The following is a 25,779-nucleotide window of genomic DNA, read 5'->3' as shown; positions in this document are numbered from 1 at the left end:
CGGCGATCGCGGGCCGGCGTGGTCCGCGGGGACACGCGGGCCGGCCGGCGCAACGGCCGGGGCCGCGCGGGACGAGGGAGCGGGCATCATGCCGGTCGCGGTGATCACAGGTGGTTCGAAGGGGCTCGGGCGGGCGCTCGCGTCCGGCCTCGCGCGGGAGGGGTGGGACCTGGTGCTGGGGGCGCGGACCGCGTCGGCGCTGGCGGACTCCGCGGCGGCGGCCCGGGCCCACGGCTCGCGGGTGACGGCCCTGCCGGGGGACGTACGGGATGCGGCGTACCGGCGGGAGCTGGTGGCGGCCGCGGACCGGCTCGGCGGTCTCGATCTGCTGGTGAGCAACGCCAGCGCGCTGGGCGCCGAGCCGCTGGTGGAGCTGGCCCGGCTGCCGCTCGCGGGGTTCAGGGACGCACTGGAGACGAACGTGGTGGCGGCGCTCGGCCTCGTGCAGGAGGCGCTGCCGCTGCTGCGGGCGGGCGGCCGGGGCGCGGTGATCGTGCTGAGCTCGGACGCGGCGGCGGAGGCGTACGGGACGTGGGGCGGTTACGGGGCGTCGAAGGCCGCGCTCGACCAGGTCGCCGCGGTCCTCGCGGTGGAGGAGGAGGCCCTGCGGGTGTGGTCGGTGGATCCCGGCGACATGGCGACGGACCTGTACGCGGCCGCGGTACCGGACGACAGTTCTCCGCGGCCCGATCCGGTGACGGTGGTGCCGGGCTTCCTCGCGCTGGTGCGACGGCGGCCCGCGAGCGGCCGCTACACGGCCCGGGCCCTGGCGGCGACGCGATGACCAGGACCGTACTGGACGCGCTGCGGGTGCCGGACGAACTGTCCGCGCGGGTGCCCGCCGAGCAGCGGGGGCGCGGCAGGGACGACGTACGGCTGCTGGTCTCGCGCGGGACGGACGTGTCGCACCACGCCTTCGGTGAACTGCCGTGCCTGCTGCGCGCCGGGGACGTGCTGGTGGTCAACACGTCGGCGACGCTGCCCGCCGCGGTCGGCGGCCGGCTCGGCGGCGAGACGGGCGGAGAGGCCGTGGTGGTGCACTTCTCGACCCGCGGTGACGACGGGCGGTGGGCGGTGGAGCTGCGCACCCCGGTGCCGGGCGGCGGCGGGGTGAGCCGCCCGCGCCCCGGGGGCCCCGCGGGGACGCTCGTACGCCTGCCGGGCGGGGTGCGGCTGCTGCTGCAGGAACCGCTCGACCCGGCGGGGGCGCGGTTGTGGTGGGCGCGGGTCCGGCCGGGGGACGGCGCGGCGGGAGCGGACGGAGCCGCCGGCGAGCAGGACAGGACCGGGGAGCGGGTGGCGGGAGCGCCGGGCGCCTCCCGCGCCGCCGGCTCCGGTGGCCAGGACCGGGCAGGGGGCGGGGCGGCGGGCCCCGGGCAGGTGCCCGCTGTCCCGGACGTGCCGGGACTGCTGCGGCGCTACGGCCGGCCCATCCGGTACGGGTACACGGAGCGCGACCAGGACCTGTCGGCCTACCAGACGGTCTTCGCGCTGCCCGAGCCGGACGGGTCCGGGTCGGCGGAGATGCCGAGCGCGGGCCGTCCCTTCACGGCGGAGACCGTCGCCGCGCTGGTGCGAAGGGGAGTGCAGTTCGCGCCGCTGACCCTGCACACGGGGGTGGCGTCGGCCGAGGCGCACGAGCCGCCGTACCCGGAGCGCTACGCCGTGCCGGGGACGACGGCGCGGCTGGTGAACGCGGCACGGGCGGGCGGTGGAGCCGTCATCGCGGTCGGTACGACGGTGGTGCGGGCCCTGGAGTCGGCGGCGGACGGACGCGGCACGGTGCGGGCGGCGGCCGGGTGGACGGACCTGGTGGTGACGCCGCGGCGGGGCGCCCGGGCGGTGGACGGCCTGCTGACCGGGCTGCACGAGCCCCGCGCGTCCCACCTGCTGATGCTGGAGGCGATCGCCGGACGGGAAGCCCTGGTCAGGGGATACGACCAGGCGCTCGACCACCGGTACCTGTGGCACGAGTTCGGCGATGTCCACCTGATCCTGCGCTAGCCGAAAACCGCTCACCCACTGCGTTGCTTGTGCAACCTCGGGTGAGATCGAGGGGGGTGCCCTGTGAGGCCGGACATAGGACCCAGATCACTTACGAAGGGGATTAGTCGACAAATCGGCACCGTATAAATGGAGGTCGAGGGGGTCAAGAGGGGCGATTCGGACACCCCTTTATGCCCCTCTCACGACTATCCGGGGTCGTACGTCACATCGTTGCCAGGGGATTTTGCGGCCGCTAACAATTGCCGACGTCGCCGCCGAGTAGGCAGCCGGCCGACTTGGCCTCCGCGACTCCCCGACACGAAGAGGTACGTCTCTATGTCCGCGTCACGCACCCCTGCCTTCCGTCTCAACATGTCCCGCAAGGTCACGATCGTCGCCACCATGGGTGCGATCGGAGCCGGGTCCCTGGCATTCGCCGTGGCCCCGGGACACGGCACGGCAGCTGCTGCGGCTCCGGCCCACTCCGTGGCTACGGCCCCGGTTGCCTGGACCGGCAGCGAGCAGGCAACGGCCCTGCACGCGAGCATCGCCAAGCAGCAGATAACCCCCCAGAGCGCCGTCAAGGCCCAGGCCGCAGCCTTCACCAAGGCCGCGAACAAGGCCGACGACGAGAAGACCGCCAAGGCGCACGCCGCCGCGGAGGCCAAGGCGAAGGCCGCCGCCAAGGCGAAGGCCGCCAAGGCCGCCAAGGCCCAGGCCGCCGCGAAGGCCGCCAAGGCCCACGAGGCCAAGAGCGCCGCCGGCCGGTCGGCCCCCCGCACGCCCGTCTACGCCAACAACCTCAACGGCTGGATCCACGAGTCGCTGGCCATCATGAAGAAGCACCACATCCCCGGCTCGTACAACGGCATCTACCGCAACGTGATCCGTGAGTCCTCGGGCAACCCGAAGGCGATCAACCTCTGGGACATCAACGCCCAGAAGGGGATCCCGTCGAAGGGCCTGCTCCAGGTCATCCCCCCGACGTTCGCGACGTACCACGTCTCCGGTACGCCGAACAACATCTACGACCCGGTCTCCAACATCGTGGCCGCGTGCAACTACGCCGCCGACAAGTACGGCTCGATGGACAACGTCGACAGCGCGTACTGAGCCGGCCGCACCGCACCGGGACACCCGGCCGGGCGCCCCGCGAGGGCGCCCGGGCCCCGCACCGTACGGCCTTGCGTACGGCCGCACCGCCGAAGGGCGGCACCCCGGTCGGGGTGCCGCCCTTCGGCGGTGCGCCGCGCTGCCATGAGCCCGCGGGACGCTACTTGCGCATGACCTCGGGCTCGTGCCGGCGCAGCAGCCGCGCCACCACGAACACGCAGACGGCGGCGAGCAGCAGCTGCACCCCGACATCCGTCACCCACTGCGAAGCCTCGTGTGCCCACAGCGGGTCGAGGTTCGTCGGGTTGTCCTTGTCGAACGGCGGCATCACGTGGCCCAGGTCGAGCGTGGTGCCCGCCGCCGCGACGCCCCAGCGCGCCGGCATCAGCCAGGCGAACTCCTCCAGGCCCGGCGTCCCGAACACCTGGAACAGGATGCCGGTGAACACCACCTGCACGATCGCGAACATCACCAGCAGCGGCATCGTCTTCTCGGAGGTCTTCACCAACGAGGAGATGACCAGCCCCACCATCATCGAGGTCAGGCCGAGCGCGATGATCGCGAGGCAGATCTCGACGGCCGGCGGCATGAACAGGCCCTCCGTGGGCATCGCCCGGGTGGAGAAGCCGATCCCGCAGATGATGCCGCCCTGGACCGCGGTGATCAGTCCGAGGATGATCACCTTCGACATCAGATAGGCGGAGCGTGACAGGCCGGTCGCCCGTTCACGCTCATAGATGACCCGCTCCTTGATCAGTTCCCGCACGGAGTTGGCAGCGCCGGAGAAGCACATGCCGACGGCCAGGATCAGCGTGATCGTCCCCGCGCCGCTGTTGAACGCGTGATGCGCGTCCGGCCGCCCGAGCCCGAACTCCGCCGGGATGACGAGGCTCACGATGCCGAGCACCGCGGGCAGGATCACCATCAGCGCCATGAAACCGCGGTCGGACGCGATCACCGACACGTAGCGGCGCATCAGCGTCACCAGCTGGGCGCCCCAGCTCTGCGGCTTCGGCGGCCTGACCTGCTGCGCGGACGGCATGGCCACCCGCTGCGGCGCGACCGAGTCGAGGTCGGCCGCGTACAGCTCGTAGTGCTGCGACCCGCGCCACCGGCCGGCCCAGTCGTAGTCCCGGTAGTTCTCGAACGCGGAGAACACGTCGGCCCACGTGGAGTAACCGAAGAAGTTCAGCGCCTCTTCCGGCGGGCCGAAGTACGCCACCGAACCGCCGGGGGCCATCACCAGCAGCTTGTCGCAGATGGCGAGCTCGGCCACCGAGTGCGTGACCACGAGGACCGTACGGCCGTCGTCGGCGAGTGAGCGCAGCAGCTGCATCACATCGCGGTCCATGCCCGGGTCGAGGCCGGACGTCGGCTCGTCCAGGAAGATCAGCGACGGCTTGGTCAGCAGCTCCAGGGCGACCGAGACACGCTTGCGCTGGCCGCCGGAGAGGGAGCTGACCTTCTTCTCCTGGTGGATGTCGAGCTTCAGCTCGCGCAGCACCTCGCCGATCCGCGACTCCCGCTCGGCCTCCGCCGTGTCGCCGGGGAAGCGGAGCTTCGCCGCGTACTTCAGGGCTTTCTTGACGGTCAGTTCCTTGTGCAGGATGTCGTCCTGCGGAACCAGGCCGATGCGCTGGCGCAGCTCGGCGAACTGCTTGTACAGGTCCCTGTTGTCGTACAGGACGTCGCCCTGGTCGGCCGGGCGGTATCCCGTGAGCGCCTTCAGCAGCGTCGACTTGCCGGAGCCGGACGGGCCGATGACCGCGACCAGCGACTTCTCCGGCACACCGAACGACACGTCCTTGAGGATCTGCTTGCCGCCGTCGACCGTGACCGTCAGGTGCCGCCCGGAGAACGACACTTCGCCGGTGTCGACGAACTCCTCCAGCCGGTCGCCGACGAGGCGGAAGGTCGAGTGACCGACGCCGACGATGTCGCCCTGGCCGATCAGGACGGTGCCGGACTTCGCGATCCGCTGGCCGCCCACGTACGTGCCGTTGTGGGAGCCGAGGTCATGGATCTCGAACCGGCCGTCAGGCGCGGCGGTGAACTCGGCGTGCAGCCGGGAGACCTGCAGGTCGGAGACGACCAGTTCGTTCTCCAGGGCGCGGCCGATGCGCATCACACGGCCCAGCGAGACCTGGTGGAACGTCGTCGGGCTGCGGTCGCTGTGGACCTGCGCCGCGCCCTGCTGGGGGGGCACCGGCGTGCCGGTCGGCGGCAGTTGCTGCGGGCCCGTCTCCTCGTAGAGGCCCTGTTGCTGTTGCTGTTGCTGCTGTTGTTGCTGTTGCTGCTGAGGCCAGACCTGGGCGGGCGCCGGCGCCTGTGCTCGCGCCTGCGGCGAGGGCATCTGCGACTGCTGGGGCGGCTCTTGGAGGAGCGGCTGCTGGTGGGCCGGGGCCGCGGTGGCGCCCGTGGCCGCGCCGGCCGCCGCGACCGGCTGCTCCGCCGCGCTCAGCGACAGCAGCGGGCCGTCGGTGGCGTTGCCCAGGTGCACCGCGGCGCCCGGGGTGAGCTCCCACTGCTGGACGCGCTGCCCCTGTGCGTAGGTGCCGTTGGTGCTGCCGTGGTCCTCGATGGCCCAACCACGGCCGTTCCAGGCGATGGTCGCGTGCCGCCACGAGACCCGGGCGTCGTCGACCACGAGATCACCCTGCGGGTCCCTGCCCAGCGTGTAGGACCGGGACGGATCGAGCGTCCAGGTTCTTCCGTTCAATTCCAGTACGAGTCCAGGCACTCCATGCCCCATGTGTTTCCCCCGAGGTACCCCAGTCAAAGGAGTCTAGGGACGACCAACATCGGGGGAACTATTTCAGGCCCGGCCCCCTGTCGGAAAGCCGGGTGCGCGCAATACCCACGACCAGGACAGAACCGGCACGGATCGTGGACGCCGGCTGGACGCGGGACGGCCCACGTCCCGCGTCGCGCGCATCGGTTTCCCGCCAGGGGCCCCGCCCGGCGCGAAGCGCTGTCCGGTGGGCGGGACGGCGGGCACGGCCGGGTCCCCGCCCGATACGGTGGGAACACCATGAGCGCACAGGAGCCCCCGCAGCCCCCGGCGACCAGCGTGTCGGCCGGCGGCGTACGCACACTTCTCGTCAAGATCTTCGGCAAGGACCGTCCCGGCATCACGGCGGGACTCTTCGACACACTCGCCGCGTACGCCGTGGACGTGATCGACATCGAGCAGGTCGTCACCCGTGGCCGGATCGTGCTGTGCGCGCTGATCACGGCGCCGGAGTACGCGGGCACCACCGACGGCGAGCTGCGCGCGACCGTGCACAGCTGGGCCGAGTCCCTGCGGCTGCAGGCCGAGATCATCTCTGGCACGGGCGACAACAAGCCGCGTGGCAGCGGCCGATCCCATGTCACCGTGCTCGGCAACCCGCTGTCCGCGGAGTCCACCGCGGCCATAGCGGCCACCATCACCGGAACCGGCGGCAACATCGACCGGATCTTCCGGCTGGCGAAATACCCCGTGACCGCCGTCGAGTTCGCGGTGTCGGGCGTGGCCACCGAACCGCTGCGCACCGCGATCGCCACGGCCGCGGCGGACATCGGTGTGGACGTGGCGGTGGTGTCGGCCGGGCTCCAGCGCAGGGCACGGCGGCTGGTCGTCATGGACGTGGACTCCACACTGATCCAGGACGAGGTGATCGAGCTGTTCGCCGCGCACGCCGGGTGCGAGGCGGAGGTCGCCGAGGTGACGGCCCGGGCCATGCGGGGCGAGCTCGACTTCGAGCAGTCCCTGCACGAACGGGTGGCGCTGCTGGCGGGGCTGAGCGAATCGGTGGTGGAGAAGGTACGGGCCGATGTCCGCCTCACACCGGGCGCGCGCACCCTGATCCGCACACTGAAGCGCCTCGGCTACCAGGTGGGCGTGGTGTCGGGCGGCTTCACCCAGGTCACGGACGCTCTCCGGGAACGTCTGGGGCTCGACTTCGCGGCGGCGAACACACTGGAGATCAAGGACGGTGTGCTGACCGGCCGGGTGGTGGGCGACGTCGTCGACCGCGCGGGCAAGGCGCGACTGCTGCGCGCGTTCGCCGAGCAGGCCGGGGTGCCCCTGGCACAGACGGTGGCCATCGGTGACGGCGCCAACGACCTGGACATGCTGAACACGGCGGGGCTGGGTGTCGCGTTCAACGCGAAGCCCCTGGTACGGGCCGCGGCCCACACGGCCGTCAACGTGCCCTTCCTCGACACCGTGCTCTATCTGCTGGGCATCACCCGCGACGAGGTCGACGAGGTCGAGGACGCCGAGACGGCGGACAGCCGGGGGAACACCCCGCTCAGGGCGTAACGGGTCTTGAGTGCCGGAGCGCCGACGTGCCGCACCGCGGCTGAGCGGTCGGCTCCACCGCACGACCGGGCCCCCGCCCGGAAACCGGAGCGGGGTCCGGGGCGGGGTCCGGGGCGGGGTCCGTGGAGCCGGGGTCCGTGGAGCCGGGGTCCGTGGAGCCAGGGGCCGGGGAGTCAGGGGGCCGGTCGCGCCCGCCCGCACAGAGCGGAAACACACCGCGTCGCCGCCGCGAAACCCCGCGTACCGTGCGCTCGGTCAGTCGTGCGGGGCCCAGTAGTCCAGCAGTCGTCCCACTCCGTGCTCGACCGTCTTCCAACTGCCGTCGAACCCGACCACCGCGAAAGCCGCCGTGGGGAACGCGCCCTGCGTCATGCGCGCCATCGCGTCGCCCTCCGCGCTCGATGACAGCACGTCCGCCAGCGCGTGCATGCCGGGGTTGTGGCCGATCAGGAGCAGGTCCGCGACATCGTCCGGTGTCTCGTTCACCAGCGCGAGGAGGTCACCGAGCGTCGCCTCGTACATCCGCTCCTCGTAGACGGTCCTGGGGCGGTGCGGGAGCTCGTGCACGGCGAGCTTCCAGGTCTCCCGGGTGCGCACGGAGGTGGAGCACAGCGCCAGGTCGAAACCTATGCCGGTGTCGGCGAGCCTGCGACCGCTCGTGGCGGCCTCCGTGCGGCCCCGCTCGGCCAGCGGCCGCTCGTGGTCGGACACCTGGGGCCAGTCGGCCTTCGCATGCCGGAGGAGGACGATCCTGCGTGGTGTGTCGACGCTCATGCAACCCAGCTTCGCACGAAATGCGCCCCCGGGCGCAGGGTGTTGATGTCCGCGCGAAGCGCTACGGAAAGAGCAGCAGCTGTATCTCCCGCACCAGCCGGGCGACCAGGTCGCCACCGCCGGCCGCGTGCGCCTGGGACGGGTTGACCATCACGGTCAGCAGGGCGAAGAAGGCGGTCGCGGGAAGCACCACCGCCCACCAGGGCAGCCTGAGGGCGGACGTGGCCGCGCCGACCGAGCTGTGGGGGTGGGACCGGGCCCGCACCGACATGACCGCCTCCGTGAGGTCCGCTGTTCCCCGGCTATCGCCGTCACAGAAGAACCTACGGAGCGAGGGGCGCCTTTCCCATCCGGCGATCCACCCACTCGACCCTGACCCTGGCCCCCTAGGGGACGGGGGGCCAGCACCACCGCGGCCCACCGCCGCCGCGCAGGCCGCCGCCCCCGCCGGGCCCTCCGGCCGACCCGCTGTGACCGGCCGGCCGCAGCGGGTCGGTCACAGCGGGTCGGCAGGTCCCCGGCTCAGCGGGATCGACAGGTCAGCGCCTCAGTCGCTCAGCGGGTCACGGCGAAGCGGCTCCGTCGCTCAGCGGGTCACGGCGAAGCGGCTCCGTCGCTCAGCGGGTCACGGCGAAGCGGCTCCGTCGCTCAGCGGGTCACGGCGAAGCGAACGAGGCCACGATGGCGATGATCACGAGAATGCCCATGATTGCGCCGAAGACGTAGAGCAGCTTGCGCTGCCCGTTCTGGGGGGAGGGTTCCAGGACTGGCATGCGGTCAGTCTCCCACTCCCGCCTCCTGCTCGATCGTCCGGTCCCGGCCCGCGAGCCACCCCACCGCCATCTGCGGCAGCAGCAGGGCGGCCATCAGCGCCAGCGGCCAGGTCCACGCGCCGGTGTGCTGGTAGAGGACCCCGACCAGCAGCGGACCCGGGATGGAGATCAGGTAGCCGGTGCTCTGCACGAACGCCGACAGCCGCACGACCCCGGCGCCGGTGCCGGCCCGCATGCCGATCATGGTGAGCGCCAGCGGGAACGCGCAGTTGGACACGCCGAGCAGCACCGCCCAGATCCAGGCGCCGCCCACCGGCGCGACGTACAGCCCGCCGACGGCGACCAGGCCGCAGATCCCGAGGCCCACCACGATGGGACCCTGGTGGCGCAGCCGGGTGGCCATGCCCGGTATCGCGAACGCCAGGGGGACGCCCATCACCATGATCACCGCGAGCAGTACGCCCGCGGTGTCCGCGGACACACCGGCGTCCCGGAAGCGCTGCGACATCCAGCCCATGGTGATGTAGGCGCCGGTGGCCTGGAGGCCGAAGAAGACCGCCAGGGCCCAGGCGGTCCGGCTGCGCAGCAGGCTGGGCACTCCCGCTCCGGCGCCGACCCGGAACCGCGCGGCGCTCCTTCGGCCGGCCGGGTCCCCGAGCCCGGCCGTGCGGGGCGCCGCCTGCCCGGGGGCGTTTGGGGGGGCGACGGCGCGGGCTGCGCGGGCCGCGGCCTCGCCCGTACGGTCGTCGAAGCCGCTGCGGTCCCGCACCAACACGAGCCACGGCACGAGGGCCACCGCGCCCAGCAGCGCCCAGACGGCGAGACCGGTACGCCAGTCGCCGCCCAGCGCACCGGTCAGCGGTACGGCCACCGCCGCCGCGAGCGCCGTACCGAGGGAGACGGCCAGCGAGTAGAGACCGGTCATCGTGCCGACCCGGTCGGGGAAGTACCGCTTGACGATCACCGGCATCAGGACGTTGCTGACGGCGATGCCGGCCAGCGCGAGCGCGCTCGCGAGCAGGAAGGGCACCGTACTCGACACGTACGGCCTGATCAGCAGCCCCGCCGTGATGGCGACGAGACCCGCGCAGACGACCGCTCCCGGGCCGAAGCGCCGGGAGAGCCGGGGCGCGGCGAAGCCGAACACCGCGAAGCACAACGGCGGGACGGAGGTCAGCACCCCGGCGACGCTGCCACTCATGTGCAGTCCGTCGCGCACCTCTTCGAGCATGGCGCCGAGGCTGCCGATCGCGGGTCTGAGGTTGAGCGCGGCGAGGAACATGCTGACCGCGACGAACGGGGACACCCAGGCGGCCCGTCCACTCGCGGGACGGCGGCCCGGCACGGCGGGGTCGACGGCGAGCGATCCGGCTGCCTCGACGGCTTCCCCCGCGGTGACGGCCGCGCGGACGCGTTCTTCCACGGCCTCGACGGCCGGCACGGCGTTCGGCGTGGGGTGTTCGGTCCGGGGGGCCTTCCCGGCGTGGGCGCTCTTCTGGGCGGCCCCGGCCGCTTCCGCGGTCCGCGCCGCGCGGTGCGGGGTGTTCGGATCGTCTGCCATGGCACTATCATAGAATCATGGGATGATTGGTTGTCCACACCGCACGTGAGATGAGGAAGCATGCCGCTGTCTTCTCCGAGGCGTTCCGCGCTCTCCGACCAGGTGATCGCGCAGCTGCGGAACCAGATCACCTCCGGCGAGTGGCCGGTCGGCTCCCGCGTCCCGACCGAGCCGGAGCTGGCGCAGCAGCTGGGAGTGGCCCGCAACACCGTCCGGGAAGCCGTGCGCGCGCTCGCCCACACGGGCCTGCTGGACATCCGGCAGGGCTCCGGCACGTACGTCGTCGCGACCAGCGAGCTGGCGGGCGTGATGCACCGCAGGTTCGCCGGGGCCGACCCGGATCATGTGACGGAGCTGCGCGCGACGCTGGAGTCGTCGGCGGCCAGGCTCGCGGCCGAGCGCCGCACGGACCGTGACCTGCGCCAGCTCGACGTGCTCCTCGACCGGCGCGCGCGGGCCTGGCAGGCGGTGGACCTGGACGGTTTCGTCGCCGCGGACACGGCCCTGCACCTCGCGGTGGTCTCAGCGGCGCACAACGACGTGCTGACCACGCTCTACGCGGACCTCGGCGACCTCATGCGCGAGACGCTGCGCGACCACGTCATCGGCACCCCGGGCCCGCAGGGGCTGATGGACCACGCGCGGCTGGTGGAGGCCCTGCGGGCCGGCGACGGGGAGACCGCGGCGGCCGAGGCCGCGAGCCACGCGGTCAGCTGCCGCCCGCGGGAGTCCGTACGGGCGCGCGCGTGAGCGGCGCGGTCCCGGGCGGCGCGTGGCCTGCCGGTGCGTGCGGGACGGGCTCGTGGCTGATCCACACCGACGCGATCTCCTTCCAGCACCGCTCGGTGAGCCGCGCGTAACCGGCCGGGGGCACGTCGACGGGTGCGCTGTCGGCGTCGATGTCCCACCACCGGGCGCACTCGACGTGCAGCCGGACCCGGTCCGTCGCGGGATCGGGGTTGTGGCAGTCGGCGACGGCGTGCGAACCGGTGACCCGGGTGGTGCAGGCGGCCCGGTCGTCGCGGTCGCCGGCACGGGCACCACGGCCGGCCGGGCCGCCGGGCGCCGGCCCGGTGAGCGCCGCCGCGCCCCGTGGATGTACGGGCTCCGCGGCGCGGCCCGGCCCGGTCCCGCGCCCCGGTGCGGACGCCTCCGGCCGCTCGGGTGTCTGCGCCCGCTGGGCGGCCGTGAATCCCGCCGCGATCAGTACGGCGGTGGTGAGAGCTGCTGTCCCGCGGTGGCGAACACGCATGAAGCCCGGCACCTCCTGCCCACCCCCGAGCGGAAGGATCATCCGTCGGGTCAAGTGTGCGGGGAGATGCCGGGCTTTTCGACTCGAACGGTCACCGTCGGTCAAGCGGGGCGGGAACGGACGGGAGCGGACGTGCCGCCACGCCGCGGTACCGGCGCGCTCTGCCCGGCCCGTGCGGGGCGGGCAGGGCGGCACGCGGTGTCAGGCGCCCATCATGTGCACGCCACCGTCGACGTGGACGATCTCGCCCGTCGTCCGGGGGAAGAAGTCCGAGAGGAGCGCGACGATGCCGCGGCCCGCGGGCTCCGGGTCGGAGAGCTCCCAGCCGATGGGGGCGCGGTGGTTCCAGACGTCCGCGAGTTCGCTGAACCCCGGGATGGACTTGGCTGCCATCGACCCGAGGGGGCCCGCCGAGATCAGGTTGCAGCGGATGTTCTTCGCGCCGAGGTCGCGGGCCAGGTAGCGGCTGGTGGACTCCAGGGCCGCCTTGGCGACGCCCATCCAGTCGTACTTGGGCCACGCGGTCTGTGCGTCGAAGGTGAGGCCGACGACCGAGCCGCCGCGCTGCTCCATGAGCGGCAGGCAGGCCATGGTCAGGGACTTCAGCGAGAACGCGGAGACGTGGACGGCCGTGGCCACGTCGTCCCACTCGGCACCGAGGAAGTTGAAGACACCCTGCGGGCCGAAGGCGATGGAGTGCACGACCCCGTCCAGGCTCGCGTCCTCGCCGAGGTGCTCACGCACCCGGCCTTCGAGGGCGTCCAGGTGCTCCTGATTGGTGACGTCCAGCTCGATGACGGGCGCGGGCTTGGGCAGCCGCCGGGAGATGCGCTCGACCAGGGAGAGCCGGCCGAAGCCGGTCAGGATGACCTCGGCGCCCTCCTCCTGAGCCACCTTGGCGGCCTGGAAGGCGATGGACGCCTCCGTGAGCACCCCGGTCACGAGAATGCGCTTGCCTGCCAGGATTCCACTCATGTGATCAGTGACCCATGCCCAATCCGCCGTCAACGGGAATGACGGCTCCAGTGATGTACGAAGCGTCGTCGGACGAGAGGAAGCGCACCGTCGCGGCGATCTCCTCGGCGAGTCCGAAACGCTTGAGCGGCACCTGTCCGAGGACCGCTTCGCGCTGCTCGTCGGTGAGCACCGCGGTCATGTCCGACTGGACGAAGCCGGGTGCCACGACGTTGAAGGTGATGTTCCGCGAGCCGAGCTCCCGCGCCAGCGACCGCGCGAACCCCACAAGTCCGGCCTTGGACGCGGCGTAGTTGGCCTGGCCCGGGTTGCCCATCAGGCCGACCACCGAGGAGATCAGCACGACGCGGCCCTTCTTGGCCCGCAGCATGCCCCGGTTGGCGCGCTTGACCACGCGGAAGGCCCCGGTGAGATTGGTGTCGAGGACGGACGTGAAGTCCTCCTCGGACATCCGCATCAGCAACTGGTCCTTGGTGATACCGGCGTTGGCCACCAGCACCTCGACGGGACCGTGCTTCTCCTCGATCTCCTTGTACGCCTGCTCCACCTGCTCGGTGTCGGTGATGTCGCAGCGCACGGCCAGCACGCCCAGCGAGGTCAGCTCCTCGGGCGGTTCGCCCGAGCGGCAGGTGATGGCGACCTTGTCGCCGCCTGCCGCGAAAGCGCGGGCGATGGCGAGGCCGATGCCCCGGTTTCCTCCGGTGACGAGAACCGAGCGGCTCAACGGATCACCCTTTCCCTAGCGGTGTGCATACACCCGAAACCTATCGGCTCGGCCGCCACCAGCAGCGATCGCCCCCCGACAGGGCCTCGGGACGCACACTGTCGGATCCCCACAGTCCGCGTCCGCGTCCGGCCCGTCCGGCGGTCCGCGCGGACACCCTCCGAAGGACGGTGGCCCTCGCGCGCGCGTGGTTCACTGCGGGTTGACGATGACGTGCCGAACCGGGGAGTGGCCGCTGTGCGCCATGAGGTAGATCAGTCGTTCCTTGAGCTGCCGCTGCGGGCGCTCGCGGATGCCGCCCTCGCGCGGGCGCGCGCACTCGGGGCCGAACACGCCGACTTCCGCTTCGAACGCGTGCGGTACGCGTCCTGGCGGCTGCGCGACGCGAAGGCCGCCGGGTCCTCGGACAGCACGGACATCGGGTACGCGGTACGGGTGGTGCACGGTGGCGCCTGGGGGTTCGCGTCCGGCGTCGACCGCACGATGGACGCCGCGGCGCGCGTCGCCTCGCAGGCGGTCGCCATGGCGAAGCTGTCCGCGCGGGTCGTCCGGGCCGCCGGGGAGGCGGGCGGGCAGGTGGCGCTCGCCGAGGAGCCGGTGCACGCGGACAGGACATGGGTGTCGGCCTACGACATCGACCCGTTCACGGTGCCCGACGAGGACAAGACGGGGCTGCTCGCCGAGTGGAGCGCGCGGCTGCTGCGCGCGGAGGGCGTCGCGCATGTGGACGCGTCGCTGATGACGGTGCACGAGAACAAGTTCTACGCGGACACCGCGGGCACGGTCACCACCCAGCAGCGGGTGCGGCTGCACCCCGCCCTGACGGCCGTCGCGGTGGACGGCGGGAGCGGCGAGTTCGACTCGATGCGCACGCTCGCCCCGCCCGCCGGGCGCGGCTGGGAGTACCTGACCGGCACGGGCTGGGACTGGGACGGCGAGCTGGAGCGCATCCCCGCCCTGCTCGCCGAGAAGATGCGTGCGCCGAGCGTGCGGGCGGGCTCGTACGACCTGGTGGTGGATCCCTCCAACCTGTGGCTGACGATCCACGAGTCCGTCGGGCACGCCACGGAGCTGGACCGGGCGCTCGGCTTCGAGGCGGCGTACGCGGGCACCTCGTTCGCCACGTTCGACCAGCTGGGCACGTTGACGTACGGCTCACCCGCGATGCAGGTGACGGGCGACCGCACCGCCGAGCACGGCCTCGCCACGATCGGCTACGACGACGAGGGCGTGGAGGCCCAGTCGTGGGACCTCGTCAAGGACGGCACCCTCGTCGGCTACCAGCTGGATCGCGGGATCGCGCACCTGGCCGGCTTCGAGCGGTCCAACGGCTGCGCGTACGCGGACTCCCCCGGCCATGTGCCGGTGCAGCGCATGGCGAACGTGTCGCTGCGGCCGGATCCGGCCGGCCTGTCGACGGAGGACCTGATCGGCGGCGTCGACCACGGCATCTACGTCGTGGGCGACCGGTCCTGGTCGATCGACATGCAGCGGTACAACTTCCAGTTCACCGCCCAGCGGTTCTTCCGCATCGAGAACGGCAGGCTGGCGGGCCAGCTGCGGGACGTCGCGTACCAGGCGACGACGACGGACTTCTGGGGGTCGATGGAGGCCGTCGGCGGCCCGGGGACCTACGTGCTCGGTGGCGCGTTCAACTGCGGCAAGGCGCAGCCCGGCCAGGTGGCCGCCGTGTCGCACGGCTGCCCCTCCGCACTGTTCCGCGGGGTCAACATCCTCAACACCACGCAGGAGGCAGGGCGATGAGCGCCGTCATCACACCGCACGAGATCGTCGAGCGCGCCCTCGGCCTGTCCCGGGCCGACGGCTGCGTGGTCATCGCGGACGAGAACTCCTCGGCGAACCTGCGGTGGGCCGGCAACGCGCTGACCACCAACGGCGTGACCCGCGGCCGGACGCTGACCGTCATCGCCACCGTCGACGGGGCGCAGGGCACCGCCGCCGGTGTGGTGTCCCGGTCCGCCGTCACGGCCGACGACCTGGAACCGCTCGTCCGCGCGGCCGAGGCCGCGGCGAGAAGCGCGGAGCCCGCCGACGACGCGCGCCCGCTGATCGACGTCCCCGAGCTGTCCGACGACTTCGCGGGCGCGCCGGGCGAGACGTCCTCCGCGGTGTTCACGGACTTCGCGCCCGCCCTCGGCGAGTCCTTCGCGCGGGCCCGGGCGGGCGGCCGTGAGCTCTACGGATTCGCCCACCACGAGCTGACCTCCACCTACCTCGGCACCTCCACGGGCGTGCGGCTGCGCCACGACCAGCCGAGCGGCACGCTGGAGCTGAACGCGAAGTCCCACGGACGTACGCGCTCCGCCTGGGCGGGGCAGGCCACCCGCGACTTCAAGGACGTCGACCCGCTGGCCCTCGAACAGGACCTGGCGCGCCGGCTGGCCTGGGCGGAGCGGAAGGTCGAACTGCCCGCCGGCCGCTACGAGACGCTGCTCCCCCCGACGGCCGTGGCGGACCTGCTGATCTACCAGCTGTGGTCGTCGGCGGCCCGGGACGCCGCGGAGGGCCGCACGGTCTTCTCCAAGCCAGGCGGCGGCACGCGCGTCGGCGACCGGCTGAGCGGACTGCCGCTGACGCTGCGCAGCGATCCCGACGAGCCGGGCCTCGAATGCGCGCCGTTCGTCGTCGCGCACTCCTCGGGCGACGACTCGTCGGTGTTCGACAACGGCCTGCCCCTCACCGCGACGAACTGGATCAAGGACGGCCGCCTCGACCGGCTGGTCACCACGCGGCAGAGCGCGGAGCTGACCGGGCTGCCGGTGGCCCCCGGCATCGGCAACCTCGTCCTGGACGGCCTCGGCGCGGGCGTGGGCGAACGCTCGCTGGCACAGATGGTGGCGGCAACGGAGCGTGGCCTGCTCCTCACGTCACTGTGGTACATCCGCGAGGTGGACCCGGCGACCCTGCTGCTCACCGGGCTGACCAGGGACGGCGTGTATCTGGTGGAGAACGGGGAGGTCGTCGGCGAGGTCAACAACTTCCGCTTCAACGAGTCGCCGGTCAGCCTGCTGGCCAGGGCCACCGAGGCCGGGCGGACGGAGCGGACGCTGCCGCGCGAGTGGGGCGACTGGTTCACCCGGGCCGCGATGCCCGCCCTGCGGGTGCCCGACTTCAACATGAGCTCGGTCAGCAAGGGCGTCTGAGGCGCCCGGCGGACGCTTCCGCCCGGTTCCGGCCGCGCCGGCGCGGGACAGGCGGTCGTCCACGGCAGGCTCCGGTCCTGGCGCCTCCGGTCCGGTCGGCTCCGGTCCTGGCGTCTCCGGTCCGGGCGCCTACGGCCACCGCCGGTCGGGTCGCCGTCCGTCCCTCCGCCGTCGCGCCCGGTCACCGGTGGGCGGGAGCGGCGGAGGTGTCCGAGAGGCACCCCTAGACTGCTTTCAGAACTTCCGGCCGCCCCGGGTACCGCCGCGGGGGACGGCGAGCCCCTTCCACGAGGAGACATGAGCACCGTGACGGACATCGTCGACGACCTGCAGTGGCGCGGCCTGATCGCCGTGTCCACTGACGAGGACGCACTGCGCAAGGCGTTCGCGGACGGTCCCGTCACGGTCTATGTGGGCTTCGACCCGACCGCGCCGAGCATGCACCTGGGCAACCTCGTGCAGATCCTCACCGTCCGCCGCCTCCAGCAGGCGGGCCACCGCCCGCTGGCCCTGGTCGGCGGCGCGACCGGACTCATCGGCGACCCGAAGCCGACCTCGGAGCGCACGCTGAACGCGCCGGAGGTCGTCGCCGAGTGGGTGGGCAGGTTCCAGCGGCAGCTGCAGCCGTACTTCTCCTTCGAGGGGCCGAACGCGGCGATCGTCGTCAACAACCTCGACTGGACGTCCGGGCTGTCCGCGATCGAGTTCCTGCGGGACATCGGCAAGTACTTCCGGGTCAACAAGATGATCGCGAAGGAGGCGGTGTCGCGCCGCCTCAACTCCGACCAGGGCATCAGCTACACGGAGTTCAGCTACCAGATCCTGCAGGGCATGGACTTCCTGAAGCTGTACCAGCAGTACGGCTGCACCATGCAGACCGGCGGCAGCGACCAGTGGGGCAACCTGACGGCCGGCATCGACCTGATCCACCGGGTCGAGGGCGAATCCGTGCACGCGCTCGCGACGCCGCTGCTGACCAAGGCGGACGGTACGAAGTTCGGCAAGACCGAGGGCGGCGCCATCTGGCTCGACCCGGAGATGTACTCGCCTTACGCCTTCTACCAGTTCTGGCTCAACACGGACGACCGGGACATCTCCCGGTTCGCCCGGATCTTCAGCTTCGCCTCCCGCCAGGAGCTGGAGGAACTGGAGCGGCAGACCGCCGAGCGCCCGCAGGCGCGGGCCGCGCAGCGTGCCCTCGCCGAGGAGCTGACGACACTGGTGCACGGCGCCGAGCAGTGCGCGGCGGCGATCGCCGCGTCGAAGGCGCTGTTCGGACAGGGCGACCTGGCGGAGCTGGACGAGGCGACGCTGCGCGCGGCGCTCGCCGAGCTGCCGTCGGCGACGGTCGCCGCCCCGGCGCCGCTCGCCGACCTGTTCGCCGAGACCGGGCTCGCGCCGAGCAAGTCGGCCGCGCGGCGCACGGTCAAGGAGGGCGGGGCGTACGTGAACAACGAGAAGGTCGTGGACGCGGAGGCGGTACCCGGCGCGGAGGATCTGCTGCACGGGCGGTGGCTGGTGCTGCGCAGGGGCAAGAGGAACCTGGCGGCCGTCGAGGTCACCGGCGCCTGACCCGTCCCCCGCGCGGGGGACGACACGGCGCGACGGCAGGGGCCCGCTTCGGTGGGCCCCTGCCGTCGTGCGCCGCCCTCGTTCGCCGTCGTTGTCCGCTGCCGCCGTTCTGACGTCGGCCGCCGGCGTTGTCCTGCCGTTCTCCGGCGCCGCTGTTCCGCCGTTCTCCGGCGCCGCTGTCCACTGCCCCTGTTCACTCCGGCCCGGTTGTCCGCTCCGGATGCCCGCTCGGCCCCTGGCGGCCCCGCCGTTCGGGAACGGCCCGTCAGATGCGGTCGCGGCGTTTGCCCCGGACAGTGGCCCAGACGACGTCCCCCACGAACACGATGAGGACGGCGCCCGCCAGTTGGAGCACATGGCGCGTCCAGTCGACGCCCTTGGTGTCGGCGACGCCGAGCCATCCGGAGGCCGCGTTGCCGAGGATGCTGCCGAGAATGCCGCAGATGACCGTCAGCCAGATCGGGATGGACTGCTTGCCCGGGATGATCGCCCTGGCCACCAGGCCGAGGACCAGGCCCACGATGATGATCCACAACCAGTTCACGGCGGTCTCCTCCTGCGGCGCGGTGCGCGCATCGCAGGGCCAGTGTCTGTCGGCGCCGCACGCCCCGCATGCCGGAAGGCCCGTACGCGGGACGGCGGGAGACGACGTCCTGTCGCGTCCGGACCCCGTATCCGGCCGCGGCCGGATACGGCGTTTTCGTGGCATTCGGGTGCGCCCCGGTCTCGAAGGGCACGGTCACCCGGCGTACCGTGAGGAGCGTCAGGACCGGGGCGGGTCCGACCATGAATCGGGTGATGGACTGTGATGCGGAAGCGAAATGACAACGGAGTCTTCCGGATCACCGGGGCCCGCACGGGCCTCCAGGAGGACGTCCGGGGCAGGCAGCGGCGCTATGTGATCTCCATGGGGATCCGCACGATCGCCGTGATCCTGACCGTGGTCCTGTGGAACGTCGAACGGCCCGTGGCGGTGGCGGCCCTGGCCGTGGGGCTGCTGCTGCCGTACGTGGCCGTGGTGATCGCGAACGCCGGCCGGGAGAACGTGAGGTCGCTCCCGTCGACCTTCGTACCCACTCCGACGCGGCCGATGATCACCGCCGGATCCCCGGCGGCCGCCCCCTCAGCAGACGAGGGCGCCGAGGGCGCACGACGGTCCGGTCAGGGCTCGGAGGCGGGCTCGACGGCGCCGCCCCCTGGAGGGCCGCAGGGACCGGTGGCCGAGGACGAAGTGACTGATGAGAGCCGTGCCCGGCGCCGGGGCGACCGGGTCTGACGCGTCCGTCAGGGCTTCGCCAAGGTCAGGAAAAGCTCAGATCAATCACGCGGTTCACCTCCGGCGGATGCGAACCGCGTGACATACTTCCCAGGCGCTCCGCATCCCCCGTCGGAGCGACGGACCGACGCCGGGCAGCTCCCCCCGTGGCTGCTCGGCGTCGTTTGTCTTTCATGCCTTTCACCGTCTTTCACGGTTCCCCTCTCACCTTTCGCGGCCTCCCCCGGTCCCTCGTGACCCTTCCCGGGCTTGCGTCGTCACTCGCCGTTGATCACCGGCCCGGAACGGTCCGCCGCGGCACGCCACCCGCATCCCGGCTTCGCGCGGGGCCTAGGCTGACGGTGTGATGTCCGCAGACCACCCCACACCCGTCTGTTCCGCCAAGGGCTGCCAGGCACCCGCCGTCTGGGTGCTCGCCTGGAACAACCCGAAACTGCACACGCCGGACCGGCGCAAGACCTGGTCGGCGTGCGACGAGCACCGTGAGCACCTGTCGGCGTTCCTCGGCGTCCGGGGGTTCCTCAAGGACGTGGTGCCCCTCGCGCAATGGGAGGCGGGCGGCGGCGCGGCGCGCCCGGAGGCGGGCGGGCAGGCGCCCGGCGCCTGAGGCGTACCCCGGGAGGGCCCGGCGGGCCCCCGCGCTCAGCCTCCGATGGCCGACATCGGCCGCGACGGCTGCAGGAAGGACGGGTCGTCGAGACCCGAACCCGCCTTCTTGCCCCACATGGCGAGCCGCCAGATCCGCGCGATGTCCTCGTCCTCCGCGCCGGAGCGCAGCGCGGCGCGCAGGTCGGTCTCCTCCGTCGCGAACAGGCAGGTCCGCACCTGGCCGTCGGCCGTGAGACGCGTACGGTCGCAGGCCGCGCAGAACGGGCGGGTCACCGAGCCGATGACACCGACGCGGTGCGGGCCCCCGTCCACGATCCAGCGCTCGGCGGGCGCGGCACCGCGCTCCTCCTCACCCTCGGGTGTCAGGGTGAAGCGCGCACGCAGCGAGGTGAGGATGTCCTGCGCGGTGATCATGCCCTCGCGCTTCCAGCCGTGCTGCGCGTCGAGCGGCATCTGCTCGATGAAGCGGAGCTCGTAGCCCCGCTCGACGGCCCAGGCCAGCAGCTCGGGGGCCTCGTCGTCGTTGAGCCCCGGCATCAGCACCGTGTTGACCTTGACGGGGACGAGCCCCGCGGCGTGGGCGGCATCGAGGCCCGCGAGGACGTCCGCGTGCCGGTCGCGGCGCGTGAGGGTCTTGAAGACCTCCGGGCGGAGGGTGTCGAGGGAGACGTTGACCCGGTCGAGACCGGCCGATTTCAGCGCCTCGGCCGTACGTTTCAGGCCTATGCCGTTGGTCGTGAGGGACATCCGCGGACGCTGACCGAGCGCCGCGACCCGTTCGACGATGCCGACCAGACCGGGCCTGAGCAGGGGTTCCCCGCCGGTGAAGCGGACCTCGGTGATACCGAGGGTGGTCACCGCCACCCGTATGAGGCGGACGATCTCGTCATCGGTGAGCAGGTCCGGCTTCGCCAGCCACTGCAGACCCTCTTCCGGCATGCAGTAGGAGCACCGCAGGTTGCACCGGTCCGTGAGCGAGACCCGCAGGTCGGTGGCAACCCGGCCATACGTGTCGATGAGCACTGTGCCGCCTCCTGATATCGCCGATCCGACCTCTTCGAGCCTACGTCAGAGCCCGGACATCGGCCGGGGCCGATTGCTCCGAGGGTCCTCGCGGCCCGGTCGTAGGACCCTACGACCCCGGGCGTGCGCGGCCGGCGCGTGCCTCTTCTGCCGAAGGGGACTGACGGGCGCTCAGGAGCGGAACGGGCTCCTTCGTCACACACGTCATCTCAGATCACGAACACAACGGCACGGCGTGCCTCGTCCAGCTCGGTCCCGCAGGCCGGGAACTCGGGGCACCGTGGGCCCTCGCGCTCCTCGTCCGTGCCCGAGGCCACCTCGCCCGCGCCCCGGCGCCCCCGCACCGCTCCGGCGCGCCGGATGGCCGCCCCGCCGCGCAGCCGCGCGGGCGGGACGGCCCACCGGTTCAGAACGCGATGAGGACCTTCAGCGCGGTGCGGTCGTTCATGGCCCGGTAGCCGTCCGCCACCTCGTCGAGCCCGATGCTCAGGTCGAAGACGGGTGACGGGTCGATCGCGCCGCTCACGACGTCCGCCAGCAGTTCGGGCAGGTACTGGCGCACCGGCGCGATACCGCCGCGCAGGCCGATGTTGCGGTCGAACAGGTGGCGCAGGTCGACGCCGTCGCCGCTGCCGTGCGGAGCGCCGACGTAGCCGACGGAGCCGCCGGGGCGGGTGATCCGCAGCGCCGTGGACATGGACTGCTCGGTGCCGACGGCCTCGATGACGGAGTGCGCGCCCTGGCCCTTCGTCAGCTCGCGCACGGCCTCCACGGCCTCGTCGCCGCGTTGGGCCACGACGTCGGTCGCGCCGAACGACCGGGCGATATCGGTCCGTACGGTATGCCGGCCCAGGATGATGATCTGCTCGGCACCGAGCCGCTTGGCCGCGAGGACGCCGCACAGGCCCACCGCTCCGTCGCCCACGACCGCGACGGTCCCGCCGGTCCGCACGTCCGCGCCCACGGCGGCGTGGTGTCCGGTGCCCATCACGTCGGAGAGCGTGAGGAACGAGGCGAGCATCCGGTCGTCGGAGACGGCCTCCGCGGGCAGCTTGACGAGGGTCCCGTCGGCGTGGGGGACGCGTACGGCCTCGCCCTGGCCGCCGTCGTGGTCGAAGCCGCCCCAGCCGCCTCCGTGCACGCAGGACGTCTGCAGGCCCTCCCGGCAGTACGCGCAGACCCCGTCCGAGTACATGAAGGGGGCGACAGCCAGGTCACCGACCGTGAAACCGGTCACCTCGGAACCGACCTCGGCGACCACGCCGAGGAACTCGTGCCCGATGCGCTGCCCGGGCCGGGGCTTGTTCGCCACCTCACCGCGGTACGGCCACAGGTCGCTGCCGCAGATACAGGCGCGCAGGACACGCACCACGACGTCGGTGGGCTGCCGGACGACCGGGTCGGGTACGTCTTCCACCCGGATCTCGTACGGGGCGTTGATGACGGTGGCGCGCATCGCGGTGATTCCTCGCTGCTGGTACGGCGTGATCGGGCACGGTCGCGCCGCCGGCAGGGGGTGAGCGGGCAGGGTCGACGTGATCGATACTCTTCGAACGACCATCACGTTACGCCAGTGCCGGCGCGGGCTCCGCGCCCTCGTCACGCGGTGCTCCGGGGCGCGGGAAGCCGCATCGCGAGCCCGGGTGGGCGGGGCAGGGCGGGGTGCGGTGGGACGGGCTGCCGGGAGTATGACGGGACGGGCCCGGGGATCTCGGGCCGGGGCGTGCGACCCGGACCGGCGCGGGCTCAGCCGACCCCCGCCGCGCCCAGCAGGGCGCCGGCCGCGTAGGTGACGGCCATCGCGATCGCCCCGCCGCCCATGTTCCGCAGCAGTGCCCGGCCGACGGGGGCCGCGCCGAGGCGCGCGCTGCCCCAGCCCGTCACCGAGAGCGCGGCGAGTACCGAGGCGACCGTCACGGCCAGCCGCCAGGACTGCGGCGGCAGCACGATGGCGAGCAGCGGCAGCAGCGCGCCCACCGTGAAGGCGAGGAAGCTCGCGCCCGCCGCGTGCCAGGGGTTCGTGAGCGCGTCGGGGTCGATGCCGAGTTCCTCGCTGGCGTGGGCGCGCAGCGCGTCCCGGCGGGTGAGCTGTTCCGCGGCCTCCCTGGCCACCTCCTCGGACAGGCCACGCCCCCTCAGCAGGCCCGCCAGCTCGGCGAGTTCCTCCTCCGGCTGCTCGCGCAGCTCACGTCGCTCGACCGCGAGGGCGGCCTTCTGCGAGTCGCGCTGCGTGGAGACCGACACGTACTCCCCGGCTGCCATCGACATCGATCCGGCGAGGAGTCCGGCGAGACCCGCCGTCAGCAGGACCTCGCGCGACTGGGTCGCGCCGGCGACGCCTACCACGATGCCGGCCGTGGAGACGATCCCGTCGTTGGCACCGAGCACCGCAGCCCGCAGCCAGTTGAGCCGCGAGCCGAGCGCCTCGCCGTGCGGCTCGTCGTGCCCGCCGTCCCCGCGGCCCGCGGCCGGCGCGGCACCCCGGGGACCGTGCGTCTCGTCGCGCCCGCCGCGCGGCCGGCGCCGCCCGTCGCGCGGGTCGTCGGGCGAATCGCCCTGCGCCGTGTTCGTGTTCGTCACTGCGGGAGCCTCTCATCCCCGGCGCGGTCTCCTGGTCCGGCGTGCGGGCCGAGGGAGTACGGGCGCTGCGGACATACCGGGCGGGGTGCGGGGTACGGGCGGACTCGGCGCTGTCAGTCCGGGCCCGTATCCTCTGTGACCATGCTCGACGACCGTACGACAGCAGCGCCATGGCCGGCCGCGTATCCCGAGGGGTACGCGGTCGTCGACGTGGAGACCACCGGTCTCGCCAGGGACGACCGGATAATCTCTGCTGCCGTCTACCGGCTCGACGCCCGCGGCGAGGTCGAGGACCACTGGTACACCCTCGTCAACCCGGAGCGCGATCCGGGCCCCGTGTGGATCCACGGTCTGACGAGCGACGTGCTGGAGGCCGCGCCTCTTTTCCCGGACATCGCCGAGGAGTTCGCGGCCCGGCTCGAAGGCCGCGTGCTCGTCGCGCACAACGCGATCTTCGACTGGTCGATGATCTCCCGGGAGTACGCCCGTGCGCGGCTGACGGCCCCGACCCGGCAGCGGTTGTGCACCATCGCGCTCTCCAAGGAACTGGCGCTCCCGCTGCCCAACCACAAACTGGAGTCGCTGGCGGCCCACTTCGGTGTGGTCCAGCGGCACGCGCACCACGCGCTGGACGACGCGCGGGTGCTGGCCGAGGCGTTCAGGCCGAGCCTCGTGGCGGCGGCGCGGGGCGGCGTGCGGCTGCCGCTGCTGGAGTGCCGTCCGCTGACGGAGTGGTCGGACGGTCCGGCCGGGCCGCGGGTGGGCTACCAGCCGTCGGGCGCTCACGCGTACCGCCCGGCCAGTTGGCGCGCCTCGCGCAGACGTCCCGCGTGTCCGTACCCCAATCCGGGGCGCTACGAGCCGGGCGGGACCCTGACGCAGGGCATGCGGGTGGCGTTCTCCGGGGACACGTCGATCGACCGTGAACTCCTGGAGGACCGCGCCGTGGAGGCCGGCCTCCACGTGGCGACGAGCGTGTCGCGGCTGACCAGCCTGCTCGTCACGAACGATCCCGGCGCGCTCACCTCGAAGGTGGTCAAGGCCGCCGCGTTCGGGACGCCCGTGGTGGATGAGGCCGCGTTCACCCAGCTCCTGCGGGACGTGACGCCCGTGGCGGGGACGGTCCCGCCCCCCGCGACGCCGCCGGCCGCGGAGGCCTGATCGAGGGGTGGCCGGGCACAGGACCGTGTGACGGGCGTGGTAACGATGTCCCCATGGATCTTGGACTGAAGGACCGTGTCTATGTGGTCACGGGCGGCACACGAGGACTCGGCAACGCGGCGGCGCGGGCGCTCGCGGCGGACGGCGCGAGGGTCGTCGTCTCCGGCCGCGACGGCAAACAGGTCGCGGAGGCCGCGGCGGAACTGGGCGCCCACGGGGCGGGGGCGCTGGGCGTCGCGGCGGACAACGCCGACCCGACGGCGGCTCAGCGCCTGGTCCATGCCGCGAAGGAACGATTCGGCCGGTTCGACGGGGTACTGATCAGCGTGGGCGGCCCGCCGCCCGGAAGCACCATCGACAGCACCGACGAGCAGTGGCAGGCCTCGTTCGAGTCGATCTTCCTCGGGGCCGTACGGATGGCGCGCACCGCGGCGGAGGAACTGGGCGAGGGCGGAGTGATCGGCTTCGTCCTGTCCGGTTCGGTGTACGAGCCGATCCCGGGCCTGACCATCTCCAACGGCCTCCGGCCGGGCCTCGCGGGCTTCGCGAAGTCGCTGGCCGACGAGTTGGGCCCGCGCGGCGTCCGGGTCGTGGGGCTCCTGCCCGGACGCATCGATACGGACCGGGTGCGCGAACTGGACGCGCTCACGGGCGACGCCGAGGGGACCCGCGCGGCGATGGCGGCGCGCATCCCGCTGGGGCGGTACGGCACACCGGAGGAGTTCGGCGCGGTGGCGGCGTTCCTGCTCTCCCCCGCGGCGTCGTTCCTGACGGGCCTGATGGTCCCGGTGGACGGCGGAGCGCGGCACGGATTCTGAGACCGGCCGGGGTCGCCGGGCGCCGGCCCCCGCCCCCGGCGCCGCGGTCCGGCGCGTGAGCGGCCGCACCGCACGAGGGCGATGTCCGCCCGCGGGGCCGACGCTTCGCGGC

General features: G+C 72.7%; 24 protein-coding genes. 12 read left to right on the top strand and 12 right to left on the bottom strand.

What is annotated here, in order from left to right:
- Positions 1–88: 88 nt before the first annotated feature.
- From OG310_RS27265 to OG310_RS27255, 3 genes are all read left to right on the top strand, one after another.
- Positions 89–784: an SDR family NAD(P)-dependent oxidoreductase gene (locus OG310_RS27265; RefSeq protein WP_329458505.1), complete on the top strand. Its 696-nt coding sequence runs from the start codon at positions 89–91 to the stop codon at positions 782–784.
- Positions 781–2,004, top strand: a complete 1,224-nt coding sequence (locus OG310_RS27260; protein ID WP_329458504.1) for an S-adenosylmethionine:tRNA ribosyltransferase-isomerase — start codon at positions 781–783, stop codon at positions 2,002–2,004. The genes OG310_RS27265 and OG310_RS27260 overlap by 4 nt, the downstream gene beginning before the upstream one ends.
- A 318-nt stretch (positions 2,005–2,322) precedes the next feature.
- Positions 2,323–3,099: a transglycosylase SLT domain-containing protein gene (locus tag OG310_RS27255; protein WP_329458503.1), complete on the top strand. Its 777-nt coding sequence runs from the start codon at positions 2,323–2,325 to the stop codon at positions 3,097–3,099.
- Between the two features lie 160 nt (positions 3,100–3,259).
- Here OG310_RS27255 and OG310_RS27250 read toward each other — a convergent pair whose 3' ends face one another.
- Positions 3,260–5,851: an ABC transporter ATP-binding protein/permease gene (locus OG310_RS27250; protein WP_329458502.1), complete on the bottom strand. Its 2,592-nt coding sequence runs from the start codon at positions 5,849–5,851 to the stop codon at positions 3,260–3,262.
- Between the two features lie 279 nt (positions 5,852–6,130).
- Between OG310_RS27250 and serB the strand changes: the two genes are divergently transcribed.
- Entirely contained in the window at positions 6,131–7,405 is a 1,275-nt protein-coding gene (gene serB, locus OG310_RS27245) for a phosphoserine phosphatase SerB (RefSeq protein WP_329458501.1), read from the top strand.
- Between the two features lie 255 nt (positions 7,406–7,660).
- Here serB and OG310_RS27240 read toward each other — a convergent pair whose 3' ends face one another.
- From OG310_RS27240 to OG310_RS27225, 4 genes are all read right to left on the bottom strand, one after another.
- Positions 7,661–8,179 (bottom strand): SixA phosphatase family protein, encoded by a 519-nt coding sequence (locus tag OG310_RS27240; RefSeq protein ID WP_329458500.1) that lies wholly within the window; start codon positions 8,177–8,179, stop codon positions 7,661–7,663.
- Between the two features lie 61 nt (positions 8,180–8,240).
- Positions 8,241–8,450, bottom strand: coding sequence for a hypothetical protein (locus OG310_RS27235; RefSeq protein ID WP_329458499.1), 210 nt, complete (start codon positions 8,448–8,450; stop codon positions 8,241–8,243).
- A 385-nt stretch (positions 8,451–8,835) separates the two neighbouring features.
- Positions 8,836–8,952 carry an SGM_5486 family transporter-associated protein gene (locus OG310_RS27230; protein ID WP_329458498.1) on the bottom strand — a complete coding sequence of 39 codons (117 nt, stop codon included), beginning with the start codon at positions 8,950–8,952 and terminating at the stop codon, positions 8,836–8,838.
- A 4-nt stretch (positions 8,953–8,956) separates the two neighbouring features.
- The gene (locus OG310_RS27225; protein ID WP_329458497.1) at positions 8,957–10,513 is read right to left on the bottom strand and encodes a CynX/NimT family MFS transporter; all 1,557 of its coding nucleotides are present in this window, start codon (positions 10,511–10,513) and stop codon (positions 8,957–8,959) included.
- 60 nt (positions 10,514–10,573) lie between these two features.
- Here OG310_RS27225 and OG310_RS27220 point away from each other — a divergent pair, with 60 nt between their 5' ends.
- Positions 10,574–11,263 (top strand): FadR/GntR family transcriptional regulator, encoded by a 690-nt coding sequence (locus OG310_RS27220; RefSeq protein WP_329458496.1) that lies wholly within the window; start codon positions 10,574–10,576, stop codon positions 11,261–11,263.
- Here the strand turns inward: OG310_RS27220 and OG310_RS27215 are convergent.
- The 3 genes from OG310_RS27215 to fabG form a co-directional block, all read right to left on the bottom strand.
- Complete coding sequence (locus tag OG310_RS27215; protein WP_329458495.1) at positions 11,223–11,765, bottom strand: hypothetical protein; 543 nt, start codon at positions 11,763–11,765, stop codon at positions 11,223–11,225. The two genes, OG310_RS27220 and OG310_RS27215, sit on opposite strands and share 41 nt — an antisense overlap.
- 201 nt (positions 11,766–11,966) lie before the next feature.
- Complete coding sequence (gene fabI / locus OG310_RS27210) at positions 11,967–12,740, bottom strand: enoyl-ACP reductase FabI (protein ID WP_329458494.1); 774 nt, start codon at positions 12,738–12,740, stop codon at positions 11,967–11,969.
- Positions 12,741–12,744: 4 nt separating this feature from the next.
- Positions 12,745–13,464, bottom strand: a complete 720-nt coding sequence (fabG, locus tag OG310_RS27205) for a 3-oxoacyl-[acyl-carrier-protein] reductase (RefSeq protein ID WP_329458493.1) — start codon at positions 13,462–13,464, stop codon at positions 12,745–12,747.
- Between the two features lie 237 nt (positions 13,465–13,701).
- Here fabG and OG310_RS27200 point away from each other — a divergent pair, with 237 nt between their 5' ends.
- The 3 genes from OG310_RS27200 (at position 13,702) to tyrS (ending at position 18,200) form a co-directional block, all read left to right on the top strand.
- Entirely contained in the window at positions 13,702–15,228 is a 1,527-nt protein-coding gene (locus OG310_RS27200; protein ID WP_329458492.1) for a TldD/PmbA family protein, read from the top strand.
- Positions 15,225–16,628 carry a metallopeptidase TldD-related protein gene (locus tag OG310_RS27195; RefSeq protein ID WP_329458491.1) on the top strand — a complete coding sequence of 468 codons (1,404 nt, stop codon included), beginning with the start codon at positions 15,225–15,227 and terminating at the stop codon, positions 16,626–16,628. Before OG310_RS27200 ends, OG310_RS27195 begins: the two co-directional genes overlap by 4 nt.
- A gap of 306 nt (positions 16,629–16,934) precedes the next feature.
- Positions 16,935–18,200, top strand: a complete 1,266-nt coding sequence (tyrS, locus tag OG310_RS27190; protein WP_329460408.1) for a tyrosine--tRNA ligase — start codon at positions 16,935–16,937, stop codon at positions 18,198–18,200.
- 265 nt (positions 18,201–18,465) lie between these two features.
- Here tyrS and OG310_RS27185 read toward each other — a convergent pair whose 3' ends face one another.
- On the bottom strand, positions 18,466–18,744 hold the full coding sequence (locus tag OG310_RS27185) for a GlsB/YeaQ/YmgE family stress response membrane protein (RefSeq protein ID WP_329458490.1): 279 nt from the start codon (positions 18,742–18,744) through the stop codon (positions 18,466–18,468).
- A gap of 264 nt (positions 18,745–19,008) precedes the next feature.
- Here OG310_RS27185 and OG310_RS27180 point away from each other — a divergent pair, with 264 nt between their 5' ends.
- Entirely contained in the window at positions 19,009–19,476 is a 468-nt protein-coding gene (locus tag OG310_RS27180; RefSeq protein ID WP_329458489.1) for a DUF3099 domain-containing protein, read from the top strand.
- A gap of 346 nt (positions 19,477–19,822) precedes the next feature.
- Positions 19,823–20,083 carry a hypothetical protein gene (locus tag OG310_RS27175; protein ID WP_329460407.1) on the top strand — a complete coding sequence of 87 codons (261 nt, stop codon included), beginning with the start codon at positions 19,823–19,825 and terminating at the stop codon, positions 20,081–20,083.
- Positions 20,084–20,118: 35 nt separating this feature from the next.
- Here the strand turns inward: OG310_RS27175 and moaA are convergent, their stop codons facing one another.
- The 3 genes from moaA to OG310_RS27160 all read right to left on the bottom strand — a co-directional run bounded on the left by moaA (position 20,119) and on the right by OG310_RS27160 (position 23,508).
- Positions 20,119–21,108 carry a GTP 3',8-cyclase MoaA gene (gene moaA / locus OG310_RS27170; protein ID WP_329458488.1) on the bottom strand — a complete coding sequence of 330 codons (990 nt, stop codon included), beginning with the start codon at positions 21,106–21,108 and terminating at the stop codon, positions 20,119–20,121.
- A 406-nt stretch (positions 21,109–21,514) separates the two neighbouring features.
- Positions 21,515–22,564 carry a zinc-dependent alcohol dehydrogenase family protein gene (locus tag OG310_RS27165; protein WP_329458487.1) on the bottom strand — a complete coding sequence of 350 codons (1,050 nt, stop codon included), beginning with the start codon at positions 22,562–22,564 and terminating at the stop codon, positions 21,515–21,517.
- Between the two features lie 290 nt (positions 22,565–22,854).
- Positions 22,855–23,508: a VIT1/CCC1 transporter family protein gene (locus OG310_RS27160; protein WP_329460406.1), complete on the bottom strand. Its 654-nt coding sequence runs from the start codon at positions 23,506–23,508 to the stop codon at positions 22,855–22,857.
- A 315-nt stretch (positions 23,509–23,823) separates the two neighbouring features.
- On the opposite strand from OG310_RS27160, the gene OG310_RS27155 reads away from it, so the two are divergent.
- Together OG310_RS27155 and OG310_RS27150 are read left to right on the top strand one after the other, a co-directional pair.
- Positions 23,824–24,849, top strand: a complete 1,026-nt coding sequence (locus OG310_RS27155; RefSeq protein ID WP_329458486.1) for a DEDDh family exonuclease — start codon at positions 23,824–23,826, stop codon at positions 24,847–24,849.
- 53 nt (positions 24,850–24,902) lie between these two features.
- Positions 24,903–25,667 carry an SDR family oxidoreductase gene (locus tag OG310_RS27150; protein ID WP_329458485.1) on the top strand — a complete coding sequence of 255 codons (765 nt, stop codon included), beginning with the start codon at positions 24,903–24,905 and terminating at the stop codon, positions 25,665–25,667.
- Positions 25,668–25,779 lie beyond the last annotated feature (112 nt).

Source organism: Streptomyces sp. NBC_01497 (assembly GCF_036250695.1).
In the GTDB taxonomy this organism is placed as follows: domain Bacteria; phylum Actinomycetota; class Actinomycetes; order Streptomycetales; family Streptomycetaceae; genus Streptomyces.
This window is presented reverse-complemented; position numbering and strand designations above follow the sequence as displayed.